19 protein-coding genes are annotated in these 18,954 nt (G+C 73.7%); 6 read left to right on the top strand and 13 right to left on the bottom strand.

Annotated features, from left to right (window positions below; genetic code table 11):
• Position 1: 1 nt before the first annotated feature.
• Together ACH4ZA_RS20010 and rpmF are read right to left on the bottom strand one after the other, a co-directional pair.
• A complete protein-coding gene (locus ACH4ZA_RS20010) occupies positions 2-1,045 on the bottom strand; it encodes an LLM class flavin-dependent oxidoreductase (RefSeq protein WP_398430697.1) in 1,044 nt (347 codons plus the stop codon).
• Between the two features lie 66 nt (positions 1,046-1,111).
• Entirely contained in the window at positions 1,112-1,282 is a 171-nt protein-coding gene (gene rpmF / locus ACH4ZA_RS20015) for a 50S ribosomal protein L32 (RefSeq protein ID WP_398430698.1), read from the bottom strand.
• Positions 1,283-1,466: 184 nt separating this feature from the next.
• Between rpmF and ACH4ZA_RS20020 the strand changes: the two genes are divergently transcribed.
• Positions 1,467-1,958, top strand: a complete 492-nt coding sequence (locus ACH4ZA_RS20020) for a hypothetical protein (RefSeq protein WP_398430700.1) — start codon at positions 1,467-1,469, stop codon at positions 1,956-1,958.
• Positions 1,959-1,997: 39 nt separating this feature from the next.
• Here the strand turns inward: ACH4ZA_RS20020 and ACH4ZA_RS20025 are convergent, their stop codons facing one another.
• Complete coding sequence (locus ACH4ZA_RS20025) at positions 1,998-2,213, bottom strand: dodecin (RefSeq protein ID WP_398430702.1); 216 nt, start codon at positions 2,211-2,213, stop codon at positions 1,998-2,000.
• A 228-nt stretch (positions 2,214-2,441) separates the two neighbouring features.
• Here ACH4ZA_RS20025 and ACH4ZA_RS20030 point away from each other — a divergent pair, with 228 nt between their 5' ends.
• On the top strand, positions 2,442-3,701 hold the full coding sequence (locus ACH4ZA_RS20030; protein WP_398430703.1) for an extracellular solute-binding protein: 1,260 nt from the start codon (positions 2,442-2,444) through the stop codon (positions 3,699-3,701).
• Here ACH4ZA_RS20030 and ACH4ZA_RS20035 read toward each other — a convergent pair.
• Positions 3,673-5,106, bottom strand: coding sequence for a pyridoxal phosphate-dependent decarboxylase family protein (locus tag ACH4ZA_RS20035; RefSeq protein ID WP_398430704.1), 1,434 nt, complete (start codon positions 5,104-5,106; stop codon positions 3,673-3,675). The genes ACH4ZA_RS20030 and ACH4ZA_RS20035 overlap by 29 nt on opposite strands.
• A gap of 125 nt (positions 5,107-5,231) precedes the next feature.
• On the opposite strand from ACH4ZA_RS20035, the gene ACH4ZA_RS20040 reads away from it, so the two are divergent.
• Complete coding sequence (locus tag ACH4ZA_RS20040; protein ID WP_398430705.1) at positions 5,232-5,702, top strand: Lrp/AsnC family transcriptional regulator; 471 nt, start codon at positions 5,232-5,234, stop codon at positions 5,700-5,702.
• A 192-nt stretch (positions 5,703-5,894) separates the two neighbouring features.
• The gene (locus ACH4ZA_RS20045; RefSeq protein ID WP_398430706.1) at positions 5,895-6,395 is read left to right on the top strand and encodes an Lrp/AsnC family transcriptional regulator; all 501 of its coding nucleotides are present in this window, start codon (positions 5,895-5,897) and stop codon (positions 6,393-6,395) included.
• Between the two features lie 12 nt (positions 6,396-6,407).
• On the opposite strand, the gene ACH4ZA_RS20050 is transcribed toward ACH4ZA_RS20045, so the two are convergent.
• Positions 6,408-8,111, bottom strand: coding sequence for an aldehyde dehydrogenase family protein (locus ACH4ZA_RS20050; RefSeq protein ID WP_398430707.1), 1,704 nt, complete (start codon positions 8,109-8,111; stop codon positions 6,408-6,410).
• 469 nt (positions 8,112-8,580) lie between these two features.
• Here ACH4ZA_RS20050 and ACH4ZA_RS20055 point away from each other — a divergent pair, with 469 nt between their 5' ends.
• Positions 8,581-9,258, top strand: a complete 678-nt coding sequence (locus ACH4ZA_RS20055) for a hypothetical protein (RefSeq protein WP_398430708.1) — start codon at positions 8,581-8,583, stop codon at positions 9,256-9,258.
• A gap of 20 nt (positions 9,259-9,278) precedes the next feature.
• On the opposite strand, the gene egtD is transcribed toward ACH4ZA_RS20055, so the two are convergent.
• Genes egtD through egtA form a run of 4 tightly spaced genes read right to left on the bottom strand, consistent with a single transcriptional unit; the run spans position 9,279 to position 13,721 of the window.
• Positions 9,279-10,259 carry an L-histidine N(alpha)-methyltransferase gene (gene egtD / locus ACH4ZA_RS20060; RefSeq protein ID WP_398430710.1) on the bottom strand — a complete coding sequence of 327 codons (981 nt, stop codon included), beginning with the start codon at positions 10,257-10,259 and terminating at the stop codon, positions 9,279-9,281.
• A complete protein-coding gene (gene egtC, locus ACH4ZA_RS20065) occupies positions 10,256-11,050 on the bottom strand; it encodes an ergothioneine biosynthesis protein EgtC (RefSeq protein WP_398430711.1) in 795 nt (264 codons plus the stop codon). Before egtC ends, egtD begins: the two co-directional genes overlap by 4 nt.
• Positions 11,050-12,423 (bottom strand): ergothioneine biosynthesis protein EgtB, encoded by a 1,374-nt coding sequence (gene egtB / locus ACH4ZA_RS20070; protein WP_398430712.1) that lies wholly within the window; start codon positions 12,421-12,423, stop codon positions 11,050-11,052. Before egtB ends, egtC begins: the two co-directional genes overlap by 1 nt.
• The gene (gene egtA, locus ACH4ZA_RS20075; RefSeq protein ID WP_398430713.1) at positions 12,420-13,721 is read right to left on the bottom strand and encodes an ergothioneine biosynthesis glutamate--cysteine ligase EgtA; all 1,302 of its coding nucleotides are present in this window, start codon (positions 13,719-13,721) and stop codon (positions 12,420-12,422) included. Before egtA ends, egtB begins: the two co-directional genes overlap by 4 nt.
• A 386-nt stretch (positions 13,722-14,107) precedes the next feature.
• Between egtA and ACH4ZA_RS20080 the strand changes: the two genes are divergently transcribed.
• Positions 14,108-15,034, top strand: a complete 927-nt coding sequence (locus tag ACH4ZA_RS20080) for a TIGR02452 family protein (protein ID WP_398430714.1) — start codon at positions 14,108-14,110, stop codon at positions 15,032-15,034.
• Here the strand turns inward: ACH4ZA_RS20080 and ACH4ZA_RS20085 are convergent.
• The 4 genes from ACH4ZA_RS20085 to ACH4ZA_RS20100 form a co-directional block, all read right to left on the bottom strand.
• Entirely contained in the window at positions 15,019-15,465 is a 447-nt protein-coding gene (locus ACH4ZA_RS20085; protein ID WP_057581011.1) for a type II toxin-antitoxin system PemK/MazF family toxin, read from the bottom strand. The two genes, ACH4ZA_RS20080 and ACH4ZA_RS20085, sit on opposite strands and share 16 nt — an antisense overlap.
• A 46-nt stretch (positions 15,466-15,511) precedes the next feature.
• Positions 15,512-16,993 (bottom strand): flotillin family protein, encoded by a 1,482-nt coding sequence (locus ACH4ZA_RS20090; protein WP_398430715.1) that lies wholly within the window; start codon positions 16,991-16,993, stop codon positions 15,512-15,514.
• 154 nt (positions 16,994-17,147) lie between these two features.
• Positions 17,148-17,366, bottom strand: coding sequence for a hypothetical protein (locus ACH4ZA_RS20095; protein ID WP_398430716.1), 219 nt, complete (start codon positions 17,364-17,366; stop codon positions 17,148-17,150).
• A 2-nt stretch (positions 17,367-17,368) separates the two neighbouring features.
• Positions 17,369-18,814, bottom strand: a complete 1,446-nt coding sequence (locus ACH4ZA_RS20100) for an amidase (RefSeq protein ID WP_398430718.1) — start codon at positions 18,812-18,814, stop codon at positions 17,369-17,371.
• Positions 18,815-18,954 lie beyond the last annotated feature (140 nt).

Raw genomic sequence — 18,954 nt, forward strand, 5'->3', positions numbered from 1 at the left:
CCTACGCGTGCGGGAGCGCGGCCGCCCGGTGCGGGGCGTCGCCGCGCTCCCGGTCGACGACCGCGGCCAGCCGCCGGTACGACTCCAGCAGCGCGGCCCGGTCGTAGGTGCTGGTCGTGACCAGCACCTCCTGCGCGCCCGTCTCCTCGAGCACGGTCTCGAGCTCCCGGGCGACCTGTTCCTCGTCGCCGACGACGCCGCCGGTGAGCCCGGCCTCGTAGTAGTCGCGTGCTTTGGCGGTCATCGGTCGCCTCTCGGCCTCCTCGGCGGGCGGCAGCGGAGGGAACGTCCCCTGGGTCCGCGAGTACGCCATGGACCAGGCCTCCGGCACCAGCAGCCGGCGCGCGGCCTGCGCGGTCTCGGCCACCGCGACCGTCCCCGAGACGACGACGTACGGCTCCGCCGCCCAGGGCGAGGGCCGAAAACCCGCGCGGTAGCGGTCGACGACGCGCCGCATCCTCGCGCGGTCGCGGAGGTCCCCGACCACCAGCGGCAGGCCCGCGCGGGCGGCGATCGCCGCGCCCTCGCCCAGCGCCAGCACGAACGGCGGCACGGTCAGGCCCTCCGACGGCCGGGCACGGACCCCCGTGGGCGAGGCGCCGGTGAACCAGTCGAGCAGTTCCCGCAGTTGCCCGGCGAAGTCGTCGGCGTCGTCCTTGTCCCGGCCCAGCGCCCTGCGCACCCCGTCGGTGAAGCCCACCGAACGCCCGAGCCCCATGTCGATGCGGCCCGGGAACAGGGACTCCAGGACGCCGAACTGCTCGGCCACGACCAGCGGGCGGTGGTTGGGCAGCATCACCCCGCCGGTGCCGACGCGGATGGTGTGGGTCGCGCCGGCAACGGCGGCCGCAAGGACGGTCGGCGCGGACCCCGCGACCCCCGGCACGCCGTGGTGCTCCGACACCCAGAACCGGTGGTAGCCGAGCCGCTCGGCCTCCTGCGCCAACGCCACGGTGTCCCGCAGCGCCTGCGCGCCGGTGTGGCCCTCGCGGATGCGCGAGCGGTCGAGGACGGAGAAGCGGGTCGAGGCGATCACGGAGCTCATACAGGGTTCAACGCCTGGCGGCCCACGGGATTCCTCGGCCCCGGCGCGCCGGATTCGGCCCGGGTGTCAGTCCGCGGGGTGCAGCAGGCCGCGCTCGTACGCCTTCAGCAGGCGCTGGGGGACGAGGTGACGCACACCGTCGACGGTGACCGGCATCAGGGCCGGTGCGGTCGCCTTCCACCGGGCCCGGCGGTGGCGGGTGTTGCTGCGGGACGTCTTCCGTTTGGGAACGGCCATGGGAACCTCCTCGGTCGGCTCGCGGTGAGCTTCGGCGAGGACGCTATATGAAAATGGTTCCCATGTGCAATTGACGATCGCGGCGTCATCGAAGGAAGACCTCGGACGGTCGTGGGTACGGTCGTGGGGCGGTCGGCGGCGACCGAAGTCCGTCCCTCGGCGGCGCCTGGCTAGGGTGGACGGCGTGAACGAGAGCAGCGGGCGGCCCCTGGCCGTGTTCGACCTGGACAACACCCTCGCCGACACGGCCCACCGGCAGCGTTTCCTGGAGCGCAGGCCGCGCGACTGGGACGCGTTCTTCGCGGCCGCGCCCAACGACCCGCCGATCCCCGAAGGCATCGCGCTGGCGCTCTCCAGCGCCGAGGAGTGCGAGGTTGTGTACCTCACCGGCCGGCCCGAGCGCTGCCGGCGCGACACGCTGGAGTGGCTCGCCGAGCACGGGCTGCCGAAGGGGCGCGTGCACATGCGCCGCAACGGCGACCGCCGGCCGGCCCGGCTCACCAAGCTGGAGATCCTGCGCGGGCTCGCCCGCGACCGGACCGTGCGCGTCCTGGTGGACGACGACGAACTGGTCTGCGCGGACGCCGAACGGGCCGGGTTCACCGTCGTGCGGGCGCGCTGGGCCGCTCCTTCGGGCGAGCTGCGCCAGGCGCAGGAGGGTGAGGGCCGCACCTGAGCGGCCCGGCCGCCCGGTCCGTCCCGTCCGCCGCGCCGCTCAGTCCGTCTCGTCCAGGCGGAAGCCGACCTTCAGGCCCACCTGCCAGTGCGCGATGTCGCCCTCCTCGATCTGACCGCGCACCTGGGTCACCTCGAACCAGTCCAGGTTGCGCAACGTCTGCGAGGCGCGGGCGAGTCCGTTGCGGACGGCCTGGTCGACGCCGTCCGGCGACGTGCCGACGATCTCCGTGACCCGGTAGGTGTGGTTCGACATCGGGGCGCTCCTCTCGATCGTGACGGCGTCGTCACGTGTGTCACGCGTCACTCCACCGTGCCCCAAGCTGCGGCGGAGCGCGAGGCGTCGGCGCGGACGGGCGGGTTCCGGGTGGATCCTCTTGACCCCCGCATTGGTCCATACCAAAATCCGGGACACCCGTTCGAGCGCTGCGCTCGTCCCCCATGTCGGGCCCCCGCCCTGTCCGCCAGACAGAACAGGACCCCCGTGCGACGTCGCCTCTTCGTCCCCCTCTGCGTGTCCGCCGCCCTCCTGACCGCCTGCGGGGTGCTGCCCGGCACGGGCGGACCCGACCGGAGCACCGTCACGGTGTGGCTGATGAAGGACAGCGCCTCGCAGGAGTTCCTGGACCGGTTCACCGCGGACTTCGAACACGACCATCCCGACCTCGACCTCGACGTCCGCATCCAGGAGTGGACCGGCATCGGCGACAAGGTGGAGGCCGCCCTGGAATCCGACGGCGAGAACGGGCCGGACGTCATCGAGGTGGGCAACACCCAGGTCCCCCGGTACGTCGTCGGGCGCGGGCTGCTCGATCTCACTCTGGAATCGGCGGCGAAGTGGGGCAGGGACGACTGGCTGCCCGGTCTCGCCGAACCGGGGCAGCAGCGCTTCCACCAGTACGGCATCCCCTGGTACGCGGCCAACCGGGTGGTGATCTACCGCAAGGACCTCTTCGAGCAGGCCGGCGTCACCGTCCTGCCCCGCACCCGCGCCGAGTGGCTCGACGCCACCGAGAAACTGAACGCGGACGGCCGGCAGGGCATCTACCTCGCCGGTCAGGACTGGTACACCCTCTCCGGGTTCATCTGGGACGAGGGCGGCGACCTCGCCACCGAGGACGGTGGGCGCTGGCAGGGCGCCCTCGACACGAAGGCCGCCCTGCGCGGCATGGACTTCTACCGGCGCCTGCAGTCGCTCGGCAGGGGCCCGGTCGCCGCCGACGAGGAACATCCGCCCCAGGCAGGGGTGTTCGCAGCGGGAAGGGTGGCGCAGATCGTGGCCGTGCCCGGACTGGCGCGCGCCGTGCTGGAGCAGAACCCGGCCCTGGAGGGCGAGTTGGGCTTCTTCCCGGTGCCCGGCAAGAGCGCGGCACGGCCCGGCGCCGTCTTCACCGGCGGATCCGATCTCGTCGTCCCCCGCAACACCGGCGACCGCGAGGGCGCCGTCGCCGTGGTCGCCGCGCTGACCGGCGCCGCATGGGACACCGAGCTGGCCCGCACCATGAACTACGTGCCCAACAAGGCCAAGCTGGCCGGAGCCGTCGCAGGGGAGGAGGGCGTCGCGGCCATGGCGGCCGGGGCCGCGCAGGGCCGCGCGACCCCCAGCACGCCCGAGTGGGCCGCCGTCGAGGCGGACAACCCGATCAAGGGCTACATGACGAAGGTGCTCACCGGAGCCGACCCGGCGACCGAGGCGCGCCGCGCCTCCGGCCGGATCACCCGGGCCCTGTCGACGAGCTCCTGACCGCGTCTCCACCAGGTCCGTGCGCCCCCTGCCCGAAGCGGTCGCCGCGGAGCGTCTGGAGCACCTCGATCACGTCGTGCGCACGGGTGTCGGGGTTCACGAAGGCCATGCGCAGGACGGTCCTGCCGTTCCACCGGGTCGGCACGCACAGCGTGGCGCCCGTCCGGGCGGCCTGCGCGGACCACGCCGCGTAGTCCCGCGCGCCCCATCCCGGTCGCTCGAAGAGGACGACGGACAGGTCGGGCTCGGCCACCAGACGCAGGTGGTCGCTCGCCCGGACGGCGTCGGCGACCTGCCGGCTGACGGTCAGAGTCCGCTCGACGGCCGCCGCGTAGCGGTCGGTGCCGTGGACGGCCAGGCTGAACCAGAACGGCAGGCCGCGGGCGCGGCGGCTGAGGTGGAGCGCCAGGTCCGACGGGTTGTGGACATCGCGGTCGATGGCGTCGAGGTAGTGCGCCGACTGGCTGTGCGCGGCGCGAGCCGGGGCGGGGTCGCGGTAGAGCAGCGCGCAGCAGTCGTACGGCGCGAACAGCCACTTGTGGGGATCGACGATGAAGCTGTCGGCGCGTTCGATGCCGGCGTAGCGGTGGCGGACGCTGTCAGCGGCCAGCCCGGCTCCGCCGTAGGCGCCGTCGACGTGCAGCCACACGCCATGGCGTTCACACGCGTCGGCGACGGCGTCGAGCTCGTCGACCAGGCCGGCGTTCGTGGTCCCCGCGGTCGCCACGACGGCGAACACCCCGTCGGCGGCGTCGAGGGCGGCGCTCACGGCGGCTCCGGTGAGGCGCCCGTGCCGGTCCACGGGCGCGGTGACCACCTCCACGTCCATGGTGCGAGCCGCGGACCCGATCGAGGAGTGCGCGCTGTCGGCGCACACGATCTTCCAGCCACCGGCCGGGCGGGGCCGCTCGCAGGCGGCGCGGGCCGCGACGAGCGCGGAGAGGTTGCCCATGGTGCCGCCGCTGACGAAGCATCCCGCAGCGGTGGCGGGCCAGCCGAGGAGCCGGGTGAGCCACGCGAGCGCCTCGTTCTCGGCGTGGATGGCTCCGGCCCCGGCCTCCCAGGTGCCCGCGAAGATGTTCGTCGCGCCGGTGACGGCTTCGAAGGCGAGCGCGGCCCGGGTGGGGGCGGCGGGGATGTAGGCCAGGTTCGTGGGCCCGTTCTGGGCGCGGGTGGCCGGCGCCAACACGCGGTCGAACAGCCCGAGCGCGGCGGCGGCGCCGATGCCGGGGGCGGTGACGGTGCCGCCTGCGGCCTCGGCCAGGTCGGCTGCGGGGCGGGCGCCCGTCACCGGATCCGGGTCCTGCTTCAGACGGTTCCAGGCGTACCGCACGGCAGCCGAGACCACCTCGTCCTCGTCACCCCACACCCGGTCCGAGGCCGGGGGGACGCTCTTCACTGACATGCCATCGCATGGTGCTTTCTGCATGGCAGAAACCTAGAAACGGTCATCAGTATGCGCAATACGCGGCAAATGTATTGAGCATAATGCTCAATGCCTTCCCTTCGGGTCATGGCATACTGGGCATCATGCGAAACGTGGACGCCGTCGACGCCCGCATCCTCCTCGCGCTCGACGCGGACCCGCAGGCGACCACGGTCGCCCTGGCCGACCGGCTCGGCCTCGCCCGCAACACGGTGCAGAGCCGGCTGAAGCGACTCGAGGAGAGCGGCCACCTCAAGGAACCCAGCCGCCGCGTCGACCCCGCCGCGCTGGGCTACCCCCTGCTCGCCCTGATCACCCTGTCGATCAGCCAGAGGGTCGGACGGCCCACCCGCGAGGGCATCCTGCGCATCCCCGAGGTCGTCGAACTCCTCGTCACCACCGGCGACGCGGACCTCCTCGCCAGGGTCGTCGCCCGTGACACGACAGACCTCCACCGCATCACCAACCACCTCCTCGAGGTCCCCGGGGTCGTCCGCTCCAACACCGCCATCGTGCTGATGGAACTGCAGCCCCTCAGCGTGCGCCCGCTCCTGCAACGCCACACCGGTCCGTGATCCACGCCGGAGCCCCCCGGCCCCCCGGCCCCCCGGCCCCTCCGGCCTCTGCGGGCCCCCTTCCGGCGCGCGGAACGCAGGCGGCCTTATCTGGACACTTGACAGGAGAAGGGCGGCGATCCCTCAATATGTGTTCAGCAGCGCCACCGAACCGGTGATGAACTGCCGGAACCGATGGCCCGGGAGGACAAGATGTCCGAGGGAATCTCGCCGCCGACGGCAGCGGCCGCACGGGACGCCGTCCCGCTCGACGACATCGACCGCCAGATCATCGGCCGGCTCCTCCGGGACGGCCGGATCTCGGTCCGCTCACTCGCCGAGCAGGTGCACATCTCCCGGGCCAACGCCTACACCCGCATCGGCCGACTCGTCGCCGAGGACGTCATCACGGGCTTCACCGCGCAGCTCGACGCCCAGCGAGCGGGCCTGGGCACGAGCGCCTACATCACGATGGGCATCGACCAGAACGCCTGGCGTGACATCTCGCGCGAACTGCGCCGCATCCCCTACGTGGAGCATGTCGCCCTCGTCACCGGCGACTTCGACGTCCTGGTGCTGGTGCGCGCCCCGGACAACCTCGCCCTGCGCAAGGTCGTGCTGGAGAGCATCCAGGGGGTGCCGGGCGTGCGCTCCACCCGCACCTGGCTCGTCTTCGACGAGGTGCGGGGACGCGGCGCCGCCTGGACCGACTGAGGACCCGCGGCTTCACCGGTCCACCAGCCCGGCGGCGGCCTCGGCGCGCCTCACGGGCGCCGGGACGGGACCCGTCGGCGCGGCGTGCCTGCGAGAGCGCACCACGCGGAACCGCCCGGTGACGAAGTGGGCTCCCCCGCCCGGCAGATCCGCGAGAGCCGAGGACGGGTCGGCCGGCAGATCGTCCAGGTTCTCCACCAGCGGCACCCCGGCGTCGAGCGCCGCCGTCTCGGCCGCCGCGAGGACCAGCGTGTCGGTGGAGTGCACCGAGGCGTAGAGCGCGCCGTGCCGCGCCACCGTGCGCCGCAGGAGCGCCAGGCTGTGCGAGGTGGATTCGGTGCCGACCAGGAAGGAGATCGGTCCGGGCCACTCCCGCGTGTAGACCTGCTCGTCCGAGGCGCGCAGCCGCACCAGCAGCGGGCTGCGCAGCTCGGCGCCCGGATGACGCGGATGGGGCACCGGGCCGGAGGCGTGCACGACCGGGCCGTACCGCGCGGCCTCGGTCAGCGCGGCGCGCACCTCGTCGGCGGTGGTCGCGCCCAGCACCCCCGCCGCGCGCGTGGGGTGTCCGAGCAGCCGGTCCACGGCCTCCCCGAGGTCGGCGCCCAGGTCGCGCAGCGTCTTGTGGCCCTCCTCGGTGCCGAAGCCGTGCTCCGGCACCAGGATGTTCTGCGGGGTGGTGCGCACCGTCCCGTTGCACAGACAGCAGGAGAGGGCGAGCCCCCGGACCAGGCCCGGGTAGTCGTCGGTCGAGTCCACGACCACGGTGTTCAGCCCGGTCCGGCTGGCGAACACGGTGGCCTGCGCGGCGTGCCGCTCCAGCCAGTCCGCGACGCGCGCGGAGCCGGTGAAGTCGACGATCCGTACGGCCGGATCGGTGGCCAGCCGGAGGTGCACCCGCCGCTCAGGCTCGGCCACGGCGAGCGTGACGAGGTTCGGGTCGTGACCGGCCTCCTCCAGCACCTGCCGGGCGACCCGCACGGTGATCGCCAGCGGCAGCACCGAACGCGGATGCGGGGCGACGACGACGGGGTTGCCGGTGACCAGGCTGGCGAACAGGCCCGGGTAACCGTTCCAGAGCGGGAAGTCGGGGCAGCCGATGAGCAGCGACACGCCGCGGGGCACCAGGGTGCAGGTGCCCCGCAGTGCGAGCGGTGGCCCGCCGCGTCGTCCCGCGCTCTCCCAGTGCAGACCGGACGGGACCCGCTCGGACTCGGCGAGGGCCTGGGCCACCACCTCGAGCGCACGGTCCTGCGCGCGCGGCCCGGCGGCGTGCAGTGCGGCCCCCAGAGGCTGACCGGTGGTGTGGTGCACCGCGAGGGCCAGCTCGTGACTGCGGGTGTTGAGCCGCCGCAGGATCTCCACGGCGAGCCCGGCACGCCGACGAGGACCCGCGGCCCGCCAGCCGGCCGCCGCCCGCGCGGCGGCCGCGACCAGCTCCGGGGGTTCACAGCGGGGATAGGCGATGGCCAGGCCGAGCCCGTACGGCGACGACTCCGTGCGCACCCGGGCGACTTCGCCGGGCTGCACCAGGTCGAAGGGCCGCCCCAGCAGCGAGCCGAACACCTTTCCCGCGGTACGGGTCGACCGCATGCCCGCGTCGGCCGCGTCCTGGACGGTCGCCTCGGCGAAGGGGCGGTGGCACTCACCGGCGGCGAGGGCGCTGACGGCGCTGTGCAGCAGCTCGCGGTGACGCTCGTAGGGGCCGGGGCGCACGGCCGTCAGCCTCGCCGGCTCGCTGCGAGCGCGCCGGCGCCGAACCGCACCGGCGTCCGGCGCACCAGGGGCTGTTCGCGGCCCGGCACACGGGCGGGCGGCTGGGACAGGGACGCACGGACACGCACCATGCTCGACTCGCTTCTGCAGCGCTGGGGCCCGAGGTCTGCCGTCGGGCGTTCGACAGGGAAATCGTGATGACGGGAAGCCGATTGCTCAACCGCTGGGCGATTTCGGCTACAGATCGCCGAAAAGAGGGGTCCGAGCGGCAAACCGTCTCCCGGGGAATCCCCCGGGACCTCCGCCGCGAGACGAACGGCACGCCGTTCGCGGCACACCGGGGAACCCTCGTGATCACGAAGCGGACACAGCGGCCTTCCCGCGTCCTCGCCGGGGCCGGGGCCGGGCAGACTGCTCGCCGCCCGCACCGTGGGACGTCCGCGGGCCGGCCGTGACGAACGAGGAAACCATGCACACCACCGCGACCCGACTCCGCCGCGGGGCGATGACGGCCTGCGCAGCGGCGGCCCTCGCCCTGCTCTGCGCCGGCTGCTCGAAGGCGTCCGAGTCCACGCAGACGGCAGGCTGCCGTGCCGACGACGCATGGCAGGGACGGCAGAAGGCGGCCTGGTTGCGCGGCGCGGTCTCCTTCCGGACGGCCGGGGGCGCTGCCACGCCGTCCGCGAGGATGTCGGTCGTCGTGGGCGCACCGCGGACGGCCGACGCCCGGCGGCTGTGCCTTCCGCTCGACGTGCAGGTCGAGTTCTGGACCCTGACGACCACGACCACGCCCGGGACCGCGACGACGCGGACCGAGTGGTCGTCCGTCAGGCGCTACCGCCTCTTCGCGGACGGTGGCAGGACCTGGACCGTCGGCTTCCCCGGTGACCTTCCCGCCGGCCGGGACGGCGTGTGCGTCGGGGTGCTCGCGGCCGTGTACGCGGGTGACCCCCTGACCGGACGAGAACTGCCCCGGGTGACACCGGCCCCGTCGGACGACGAGGACACGCCGGTACGGTTCGTCACCGACCGGGTCGGCGCGTACCGGCTGTTCCCGCCGCCCGATCCCGCCCGGTGCGCCCCGGGCCCGTCCACCGTCGGCCCCTCGCCCACCGGGGGACCGGGCTGGGACCCCTTCCATCCGTGACCGGCGGTGTGCGGGCCGACTCAGTGGGCGGTGGCGAGGGCGAGCATGAAGCCCGCGGTCGGGTCGGACCAGAGCTCACGGGTGTGGAGGCCCGCCGCCGTCATCTCCTCCTGCAGTCCGGACACGGTGAACTTGGCGCTGCGCTCGGTGATCCATTCCTCTCCGCGCTCGAACTGCACCGCCAGGTCGAGCTCCCGGATCTTCACCAGCTGCTCGGCTCGACTGCGCAGCCTCATCTCGATGAGGCTCTCGGCGCTGTTCCACACCGATACGTGGTCGAAGGCGTCCGGGTCGAAGTCGGCGTCCAGTTCGTGGTTCAGGACGTGCAGCAGGTTCTTGTCGAACTCGGCCGTGACGCCCTGTGCGTCGTCATAGGCGGCGATCATCTCGTCCTCCGGCTTGACCAGGTCGGCGCCGAGCAGAAGGAAGTCCTCGGGCCGCATGATGTCCCGGAGCCCGCGGAGGAAGGGGCCGCGGGCCGGGCGCCGGAAGTTCCCCAGCGTGCTGCCGAGGAAGGCGATGAGCCGTGGGCCCTCCTCGGGCAGCGCCGGCAGCACGAGCGGAGCCGTGAAGTCGGCACGGAGGGCGTGCAGACGGATCCCCGGGTAGTCCTCGACGAGTTGGGCGCCGGCCTGCTGGAGTGCGTCCGCGCTGACGTCGACGGGCACGTAGTTCAGGCCGGCCGGGCCCAGCGCCTCGATGACCAGCTTGGACTTCGTCGAACTCCCGGACCCGAGCTCGATCATGCTGCGTGCCCCGGTCTGCGCCGCCACGTCCTGGGCGTGGAGCTGGAGCAGTCCCAGTTCCGCCCTCCACAAGGGGTACTCCGGGAGCTGGGTGATCTCCTCGAAGAGCTCGCTGCCCCGGGCGTCGTAGAACCAGGTGGGCGCCGTGGACTTGGGGGTGCTGGTCAGTCCGCCGCGGATGTCGGCGCGCAGAGCCCTGGCGTAGTGCTCGGCGTCGAGGGTGTCGGTGTAGCCGTAGGCGCGGGTGCCGGTCATGACTGCCTTTCCTCGGATGGTGCGGACGCCGTGTCCGCGCTCGGGTCCTTGAGGGGGGTGAGCGCGACGTCGGCGCTGCTCGCCACGAGCAGGGTCCGGTCCGGGACCTCCTGCCAGCGCGGATCGTCGTCGTACGGTTCGGAGGCCACGACGGCCGTGCCCCTGCCTGGGTCCGCCAGGTACCAGAGGGTGTCGCCCCAGGCGGTGGCGGTGACCGTCGACCCGTCGGTGAGGAGCAGGTTGAGCCGGGAGCCGGGGGCCGCGACGGCGACCTCGAGGACGGTGTCGGTCAGCGCCTGGCCCGCCGGGTCCCCTGCGCGCAGCCGGGCGAGGAGCAGCGCCCACACGAACGCGGAGTCGTTGCGCGCCTCCATCGACAGCAGGTCGGCGGCGGGCAGGGTCCGGGTCAGCGGCTCCAGCGAGCGGGGCCAGCCCGCGACCGCCCCGTTGTGACTGAACAGCCAGGGGCCCGCCGCGTACGGGGCGGCCGCGGCCTCCGCGTCGGCCCCGGCCAGGGTGGCGTCGCGGACGGCGGCCAGCACGGCCCGGCTGCGTACGACCCGGGCCAGGTCGGCGAAGGACAGGTCCGCCCAGATGGGCCCGGCCCTGCGGTAGCGGGCCGGCGCCGGGTCGCCCTCGGCGTACCAGCCCACCCCGAAGCCGTCGGCGTTGACCGTGCCGTGGCGCTGCCGTCGCGGCGCCCACGACTGGCGGTACAGCGCGTGCGGCGGATCGACCAGGAGCCTGCCGAGCGCCTCCTCGGGCCCCAGGTAGGCGAGGTGACGGCACATCAGACGGCCCCCGGGCGGGCCGTGCGGAAGCCGGAGAAGATCTGCCGCCGGATCGGGTAGTCCCAGTTGCGGAAGGTGCCCCGGCAGGCGACCGGGTCCACCGCGAACGAACCGCCGCGCAGCACCTTGTGGTCGGGCCCGAAGAACACCTCCGAGTACTCCTTGTACGGGAACGCCCGGAAGCCCGGGTAGGGAAGGAAGTCGCTGGACGTCCACTCCCAGACGTCGCCGATCAACTGCCGTACGCCGAGCGGGGAGGCGCCGGCCGGATAGCTGCCCGCCGGGGCCGGACGCAGATGGCGCTGGCCCAGATTGGCGTGTTCCGGCGCGGGGTCGGCGTCGCCCCACGGGTAGCGCATCGAGCCGCCGGTCGCCGGGTCGAAGCGGGCCGCCTTCTCCCACTCGGTCTCGGTGGGCAGCCGGCGTCCGGCCCAGCGGGCGTAGGCGTCGGCCTCGTACCAGCACACGTGCAGGACCGGCTCGTCGGGCGGCACGACCTCGGTGACGCCGAACCGGCGGCGCAGCCACTGCCCGCCGTCACGGTGCCAGAACAGCGGCGCGTGGATGCCGTGCCCGCGGATGTGCGCCCAGCCCTCCCTCGTCCACCAGCGTTCCTCGTCGTAACCGCCGTCCTCGATGAACGCCTGGTAGGCCGCGTTCGTCACGGGGGTCGTGTCGATGTGGAAGGGCGCCACCTCGCGCCGGTGGGCGGGGCGCTCGTTGTCCAGGGCCCAGGGCTCGCCGGACGTGCCCATGGTGAACGGGCCGCCGGGGACCAGCACTTCGGCCGGGCCGGTGAACAGCGGGACGGGGTCGGGGTCGGGGGCGGTGAGCACCGGCGGCCCCGTGCGGAGCTGATGGGTGATCAGCATGGTCTCGTCGTGCTGCTGTTCGTGCTGCGCGATCATCCCGAAGGCGAAGCCGGACTCGGTGAGCCGGGTGCCGTGGAAGTCGGCCGACTCCAGCACGTCGGTGACCCGGCCGCGCACCTCCGCCGCGTACCGCCGGGCCTCGGCGGGCGGCAGCAGGGGCAGCGTGGGGCGCTCGGCGCGCGAGTGCTCGAAGGCGTCGTACAGGCCGTCTATCTCGGGGCGCATCGCCTCCCGGCCGGCCACCGCGCGCAGCAGCCACAGTTCCTCCTGGTTGCCGATGTGGGCGAGGTCCCACACCAGCGGGGACATCAGCGGGGAGTGCTGGGCGGTGAGGTCGGGTTCCTCCACGCAGGTGGTCAGCAGCGTCGTGCGGGCGCGGGCCGTCGTGAGCGAGGCGAGTGCGCGGGCGCGCAGCACGTCCGGGTCCGGGGCGGCCGTGTCCGAGGCGGGCGCGGCGGCCGCGTCGGTTGCGCGCTCCGCGTCCAGGGCGGGCTCGGTCATGGGCGGAGGTCCTTCCCGTGCGCGCGGGCGTCCGTGCCGCGCAGGCGGTCGAGCTGGTCGTCGGCGGGGGTGCGCCCCTTGAGGACGTAGCGGTCCCGGTAGGCCGTCACGGCCTCCAGCACGGTGTCGTCGACGCCGAGACGGGGCAGGGCCCGCAGGGCGGCGGCGAAGCAGGCGATCGCCGTCTCGTGCAGTTCGGGGTCGGTCAGCGCGTGCCGGGCCGCGTCGATCCACAGCGGATTGTGCGGGGCCGGCAGCGGCCGGGCCCGCTCGGCCAGCGGCTTGACCGCGCGGTAGGCGAACTCGGCGGCCTCCGGGTCCTCGAACAGGGCCGTCGTCACGGCGAGCGGCACGAGCCAGCCGTCGTCGCCGGGCTGTGCGTCGATCATGCGCAGTTCCAGGTGGCCGCGCGGTCTGACCGGGGGGAACAAGGTGGTGAGGTGGTAGTCGAGATCCTCCCGGGTCGGTTCGCCCGTTCGGGTCCACTGCCGGAAGGTGAGGCGGTCGGGCACCTCCCAGGCGCCCTCGTTCCGCCGCACGCACATCACCGGCGCGTCCAGCACGTGCCGCGCCCAGGCCTCGCGCGGATCGCCGTTCATGGCGGGCCCGCCCGCGCGGCCGGCGCCGATCTCCATCCACAGCAGCTGCCGCGTGGAGCGCCAGCCGGTGGGGACGCCGCCGAGCAGCGGTGAGTTGGCGAACGCCGCCACGAGCACCGCGCCCAGGGTGTGCGACAGCCACCAGCGCCGGCCGTGCCCGAGCGGGCCCGGCTCCTCGTAGCCGGCGTCCAGGCAGACCTGCACGGACGCGGAGGTGCACATCATGGCGCGGCCCGCCGGACCCGTGCGGTCCAGGCAGGCCTCCATGGCGTCGTAGCGCGGCTCGTGCAGGAACCGGCGCGGGGTGTGCCAGGGGTCGGTGCCCATGCCGGCGAGGGCGAGCCCCTGCTCGCGCAGGGTCGCGCGGACCGCGGCCAGATCGGCGGAGACGGTGTGCACGCACTCCATGAGGGAGGCGGCGGGCGGCGAGCTCAGCTCCAGCTGGCCGCCGGGTTCGACGGTGAGCGGAGAGCCGAGGGGCACGTCCCGCAGGGCGGCGTAGGCCGCTTCCAGTCGTTCGGGTGTGACGGGGAGCCGCGGCGCGCGCAGATCGTGGACGAGCCATTCCAGCTCGACCCCGACGGTGCGGGGTGGGCCGGTCTTGAAGCAGATTCCCCTGACCAGCGCCTCCACCTCGGCTTCGGTGAGGGCGCTGCGCGGCTCCGCTCCGTTCGTACAGTCGCTGACCGAGTCGGACATGTCGGGATCCTCCTGAGATTCCACCATGCCACCGGTCCGTCCTCGGTGCGGCCGGACCGGCAGAGCTTGTTCCACCCAAGACCCTGGATTCGATTCGCACAAGGGTGCACATCGGCACTTTCAGGACAGTGAAGCCCGGGTTCCGTGGCGATTCCCCACCGGTTCACCGCCGGTTTCCCGCTGCCTCGGAGCTGCTTCCCCGGCGGGCCCGGAGCATGCGCCACCCGGGCGAGGCGCCGAAAAATCTTGTTGCACACGATGTCCGGGATCGCTCACGATGCGTGCATGAACTCGACGGGGGAGACGCGCGGCATGAGGCGCGAGGTCGGGTGCGGGGCGGGCGTGACCGCGCGGCGCGCGCTCATGGAGTCCACGGGGGTGGCGCCATGAGCACGCGACTGCGCGGCATCGCCCGGGAGACGGAGCGGATCGTGGCCGCCGGCGGCTACCGCGCGTCCGACGGGCGCGAGGTGTCCCTCACCGCGGCGGTCGAGGCCGCTCGGGCCGGCACGCGCACAGTGGGACCGGAACCGGTCCACGTGCCCGCGGCCCCGCCGGCGGACCTGCGCGTCGAGGTCACCGGCGAGAGCAGCCTGGAGGCCGCCCGCCGACTGGTCGGCGCGTCCGTACACGGAGAGCCGGCTCTCGGGCTCGGGGGCGGGCCGGTCGCCGACGGGACGGCGGACCTCGGGGGAGGGGCGGACCTCGGGGGAGAGCCGGTTGCCGTCCTCAACTTCGCGTCCGCGCGCAATCCCGGCGGCGGCTTCCTCAACGGGGCCCAGGCGCAAGAAGAGGCGCTGTGCCGGGCCTCCGCGCTGTACACGTGCCTGCTGGAGGCCCGGGGGTTCTACGACCACCACCGCGCCCACCGCGACCCGCTCTACACGGACCGAGTGATCCACTCACCGGCCGTGCCCGTCTTCCGCGACGACCGGGGCCGCCTGCTGGACGAGCCCTACGCCGTCGGCTTCCTGACGGCCGCCGCGCCGAACGCGGGCGTGGTGCTGCGCACGACGCCGCGACGGGCCGGCGAGCTGCCGCCCGCCCTGTCCGCCCGCGCCGAACGGGTCCTGGAGACGGCCGCCGCGCACGGCTACCGCCGCCTGGTGCTGGGCGCGTGGGGCTGCGGGGTGTTCCGCAACGACCCCGCACAGGTGGCGGAGGCCTTCCGGGCGCTGCTGGCGGCCGGCGGACGCTTCGAGCACCGGTTCGCCCACGTCGTCTTCGGGGTGCTGGACCGGACGCCGGGCGGCACGGTCCGCGCCGCCTTCGAGCACGCGTTCGGCCGAACGGGTGATCAGGTCCAGCCGTAGCGCTCGTGGAGACGCTGCCGCACCAGGTTGAACCGCATCCGGTCCAGCGCGCAGGCCTCACGGCGCATGCCGTCCTCGTGCAGCCGCAGCACACGGTCGACGTCCACCCAGGAGTCGCGGCCGGTCCGGTCCCACGGTCCGCTGCCGATGGCCACCCACTCCCGGTCGCCGTCGTGCCGCTTGCTGGAGAGCTGCACGGCCAGGAAGGTGCCGCCCGGCTCCCGGGCGACGACGAGCACCGGACGGTCCTTGCCCCGGCCGTCGTTCTCCTCGAACGGCACCCAGGTCCACACGATCTCGCCGGGGTCCGGGTCGCCGTCGTGCGCGGGGGAGTACTCGGTGCGCACCCGGCCGACCTCACGCGGGTCGGCCTCGACGGTGGCGGTGGGGCCGGAACGGCCCGGGACGTCTGCATCGGTAAACGCGGTCACGGGGGCACCTTAAGCGGTGCCCCCGTGACCGTGCCTCACCGGTGTGTCAGCTCTCCTCGACCGGGACCTTCTGCGAGGACGGTCCCTTCGACCCGTTCAGCGACGGAGTCCCGCCGGCCGGCTGGCCGTTCTGGTTCATCGAGGCGAGCAGCTGCCGGGCCAGCCCGAGTCCCGTCCCGCCCATGGTGAGCGCCTTGGCGAACACGTCCGCCATGCCGTCGGCGCCGTTGAGCAGCACCATGTTGTCGACGTTGCCGAAGGCGGACGCGCCCGCCTTCACGATCTCCGGCCAGTTCTCGGCGAGTTGCTGGGCGACGACCGCTTCCTGGTTCTCGGCGAGCGCGGCGGCCCGGGCCTTGATCGCCTCCGCCTCCGCGAGACCCTGTGCCCTCGCCGCCTCGGCCGCCGCCAGACCTCGGGCCTGCGCGGACGCCGCCTCGGCCTCACCGGTGGCCCGGGTGGCGGCCGCGGAGGCCTCACCCCGGGTCCTGGTCGCCTCGGCCTCGGCGCCCGCGGCCTGCTTGACGCGGTTCGCCTCGGCGATCGCCGCGAGCTCCGTCTCCTTGGCCTTGGCCTGGGCCGCGGAGATCCGTGCGTCGCGTTCGGCCTCGGCCAGCGTGCGCTTCTCGTACGCCTGGGCGTCCGCGGGCTTGCGGACGTCCGCCTGGAGTTGCTGCTCCCGCCGGTGCGCCTCGAGTTCGGCGACCCGGGTCTCCTGGACGACGACCTCCTGCCGGGCGGCGGCGTCGGCGAGCGGTCCGGCCTGACGGGCCTTGGCGCCCGCCTTGTCGCGCTCGGCCTGGTAGCCGGCCTGGAGGATCTCGCTGTCCCGGGTGGCCTCCGCCATCCGGGCGAACGAGGCCTGCTCCGCCTCGGTGGCGAGCCGGTTCGCCTCCGCCTGGGCGATGCGCGCGTCCCGTTGCACGGCCGCCGCGTGCGGCATCGCCATGTTCTTGATGTACCCGGTCGGGTCCTCGATCTCGTGGATCTGCAGCGAGTCCACGATCAGGCCCAGCTTCTCCATCTCCGTGCCGCATGCGGCACGGGTCTGCCCGGTGAGCTTGTCCCGGTCGCGGATCATGTCCTCGACCGTCAACCCGCCCACGATGGAACGCAGATGACCGGCGAACACGTTGTGCACCCGCTCCGACATCAGCTTCTGCTGGTCGAGGAAGCGCCGGGCCGCGTTGGCGATCGACACGAAGTCGTCGCCCACCTTGAAGATGACCACGCCCCGCACCCGGAGCGGAATGCCCTGGTGCGTCACGCAGTCCACCTGCAGTTCGGTCTCGTTCAGGTCGAGCGACAGCTTGCGCACCACCTGCACGCCGGGCATCACCAGTGTTCCGCGCCCGGTGACGATGCGGAAACCCATGCCCGCCTCGAGGCCTTCGGTGCGGTGGTTGGAGCCGGAGATGACGAGAGCCTCGTTGGGCTCCGCGACCCGCCACATCATCTTGAACAGACCGATCAGCGCGAGGACGGCGACAACCGCCACCCCCGCAACGACGCCGACAACCATCGGCATACGCCCCCTTGTGATGGTGCCCTTTCGGCACCGAACGAAGGGAGTCTGCGCCTCGCCGGCCCCGGGTTGAAGTCATCGGCGCATCCTTGTTGCAATCTTGACGCTTACGTTCCCGAAGCCGCACGAAACGGCTCTCACCTGGGGCGCGATGGGCTCAACTGTCGTACGCGCGGGTGACGTAGACCGATCGCGGCGGCAGGTGCTCCACCACCATCACGACGGTGCCGCACTCGATGCGAGCCGTGCCGTCCGCCGCGTAGGCGAGGAAGTGCTCGGCCCCGCCGCGCACCCGGACCATGACCTCGCCGACGAGCCCCGGACCGATCGTCCCGGTGACCCGCCCCATGAGCCCGACCATCGCCGCGTCGTCCATGGTCACAGGGTACGGGGGGAAGAGGGCCGTCCGGCCGGGGAGTCGGCGGCCGCCTCGTGCGGCCATTGCTCGTGCCAGCGCAGCCTCGCCTCCAGCTGGGCGGCGAGCGAGAGCAGCAGCGGCTCGCTGTGCGCCGGTCCGAGCAGCTGCGCCCCGACCGGCAGGCCGCCGGGCGTGAAGCCCGCGGGGACGTTGACGCCGGGCCAGCCCAGCACGTTCCACGGCCAGGCGTACGGACAGGCGGCGATCATGGCGCGGTCGGTGGCGATCCCGCTCAGCTCCAGCATGGCCCCGATGCGCGGCGGGGGAGCGGCCGTCGTCGGCGCGAGGACCACGTCGTAACCGTCGAAGAAGGCGCCGACGCGGCGGTGCAGGACCGCCTCGGCGCGCCGGGCCGCCCGCAGCGGCGCCCCGCCGAGCAGCCTGCCGAGCCGGGCGGCCCCGCGGGTGCGCCGGTCCAGGAGCGCGGGGAAGGGCGCGTCGGCGACCCACTCGGCGATGCCCGCGGTCGCCCGGGGCACGAAGGTGAGGCCGATCTGCCCGTACGGCGGGTCGGCCTCCTCGACCGTGTGGCCCAATGCGGCCAGCTCGTCGGCGAGTTCGAGGACCCGGGCGCGCACCTCGGGCCGCAGCCGGGCCGCCACGGCGGTGAACGGCGGTTTCAGCGACAGCGCGATCCGCAGCCTGCCGGGGTCGCGGCGCACCGCCGCCGAGGCGTCGACGGCCGGCGGCCGGTGCGGGTCGCGTGCGTGGTTGCCCGCTGCCGCGTCGAGCAGCAGGGCCGCGTCGGCGACGGTCCTGGCCAGGGTGCCGTTGACGGTGATGCCCTGGAAGGACTCGCCGCGTGGCCATGTCGAGATGCGGCCCCGCTGCGGTTTGACGCCGATCAGGTGCGTCCAGGAGGCGGGGATGCGGACGGAGCCGGCCCCGTCCGAACCGAGTGCGGCCGGCACCAGTCCCGCCGCCACCGCCGCGGCCGAACCGCCCGAGGATCCGCCGGGCGTGTGCCCGGGATTCCACGGGTTGCGGGTGGCGCCGAAGGCCGGGCCCTCGGTGAACGGCCACTGCCCGAGCTCGCAGGTGTTGGTCTTGCCCACGACGACGGCTCCGGCCGCCCGCAGCCGGCGGACCGCCTCGCCGTCCTCGGCGACGGGAGGGTGGTCGCCGGCGCAGCCGAACGCGGTCGGCTCGCCCGCCACGTCCATGTCGTCCTTGACGGCGACCGGGACCCCGAGCAGCGGGCGGCGCACGCCGGACGCCAGCTCCCGGTCGGCGGCCTCGGCCTCGGCGAGCGCGGCCTCGGCCCGCACCACCCGGAAGGCGTTGAGGACGCCCTGGCTCGCCTCGATCCGGGCGAGGGTCTGCTCGACGAGCGTGCGCGACGACACCTCGCCTGCGGCCAGGGCGTGTGCGGTGTCCGTCAGACCTGCGGCACGGTCGGGCGTCATACGGGGGGCACCTCCGGGACGACGTTGTCTACCGCACGGTAACGTGCGGCCGCCGGAGAGCGGAACGGCGCACACGGCATGGAGTCGGGCGTCCCGGTCGGAGCGGGCGGACCTTCCGCGACGACACAGCCGCCTCACAG

It is taken from the genome of Streptomyces sp. NPDC020597 (assembly GCF_044335095.1).
Classification (GTDB): Bacteria; Actinomycetota; Actinomycetes; order Streptomycetales; family Streptomycetaceae; genus Streptomyces.

Coding starts and splice junctions, on each gene's coding strand:
- ACH4ZA_RS20095 (WP_398430716.1), bottom strand. CDS start 17,366: ATGGACGACGCGGCGATGGTCGGGCTCATGGGGCGGGTCACCGGGACG.
- egtB (WP_398430712.1), bottom strand. CDS start 12,423: ATGACCGAGCCCGCCCTGGACGCGGAGCGCGCAACCGACGCGGCCGCC.
- ACH4ZA_RS20080 (WP_398430714.1), top strand. CDS start 14,108: ATGAGCACGCGACTGCGCGGCATCGCCCGGGAGACGGAGCGGATCGTG.
- ACH4ZA_RS20035 (WP_398430704.1), bottom strand. CDS start 5,106: ATGTCAGTGAAGAGCGTCCCCCCGGCCTCGGACCGGGTGTGGGGTGAC.
- ACH4ZA_RS20010 (WP_398430697.1), bottom strand. CDS start 1,045: ATGAGCTCCGTGATCGCCTCGACCCGCTTCTCCGTCCTCGACCGCTCG.
- rpmF (WP_398430698.1), bottom strand. CDS start 1,282: ATGGCCGTTCCCAAACGGAAGACGTCCCGCAGCAACACCCGCCACCGC.
- ACH4ZA_RS20055 (WP_398430708.1), top strand. CDS start 8,581: ATGCACACCACCGCGACCCGACTCCGCCGCGGGGCGATGACGGCCTGC.
- egtD (WP_398430710.1), bottom strand. CDS start 10,259: ATGACCGGCACCCGCGCCTACGGCTACACCGACACCCTCGACGCCGAG.
- egtC (WP_398430711.1), bottom strand. CDS start 11,050: ATGTGCCGTCACCTCGCCTACCTGGGGCCCGAGGAGGCGCTCGGCAGG.
- ACH4ZA_RS20045 (WP_398430706.1), top strand. CDS start 5,895: ATGTCCGAGGGAATCTCGCCGCCGACGGCAGCGGCCGCACGGGACGCC.
- egtA (WP_398430713.1), bottom strand. CDS start 13,721: ATGTCCGACTCGGTCAGCGACTGTACGAACGGAGCGGAGCCGCGCAGC.
- ACH4ZA_RS20040 (WP_398430705.1), top strand. CDS start 5,232: ATGCGAAACGTGGACGCCGTCGACGCCCGCATCCTCCTCGCGCTCGAC.
- ACH4ZA_RS20090 (WP_398430715.1), bottom strand. CDS start 16,993: ATGCCGATGGTTGTCGGCGTCGTTGCGGGGGTGGCGGTTGTCGCCGTC.
- ACH4ZA_RS20100 (WP_398430718.1), bottom strand. CDS start 18,814: ATGACGCCCGACCGTGCCGCAGGTCTGACGGACACCGCACACGCCCTG.
- ACH4ZA_RS20025 (WP_398430702.1), bottom strand. CDS start 2,213: ATGTCGAACCACACCTACCGGGTCACGGAGATCGTCGGCACGTCGCCG.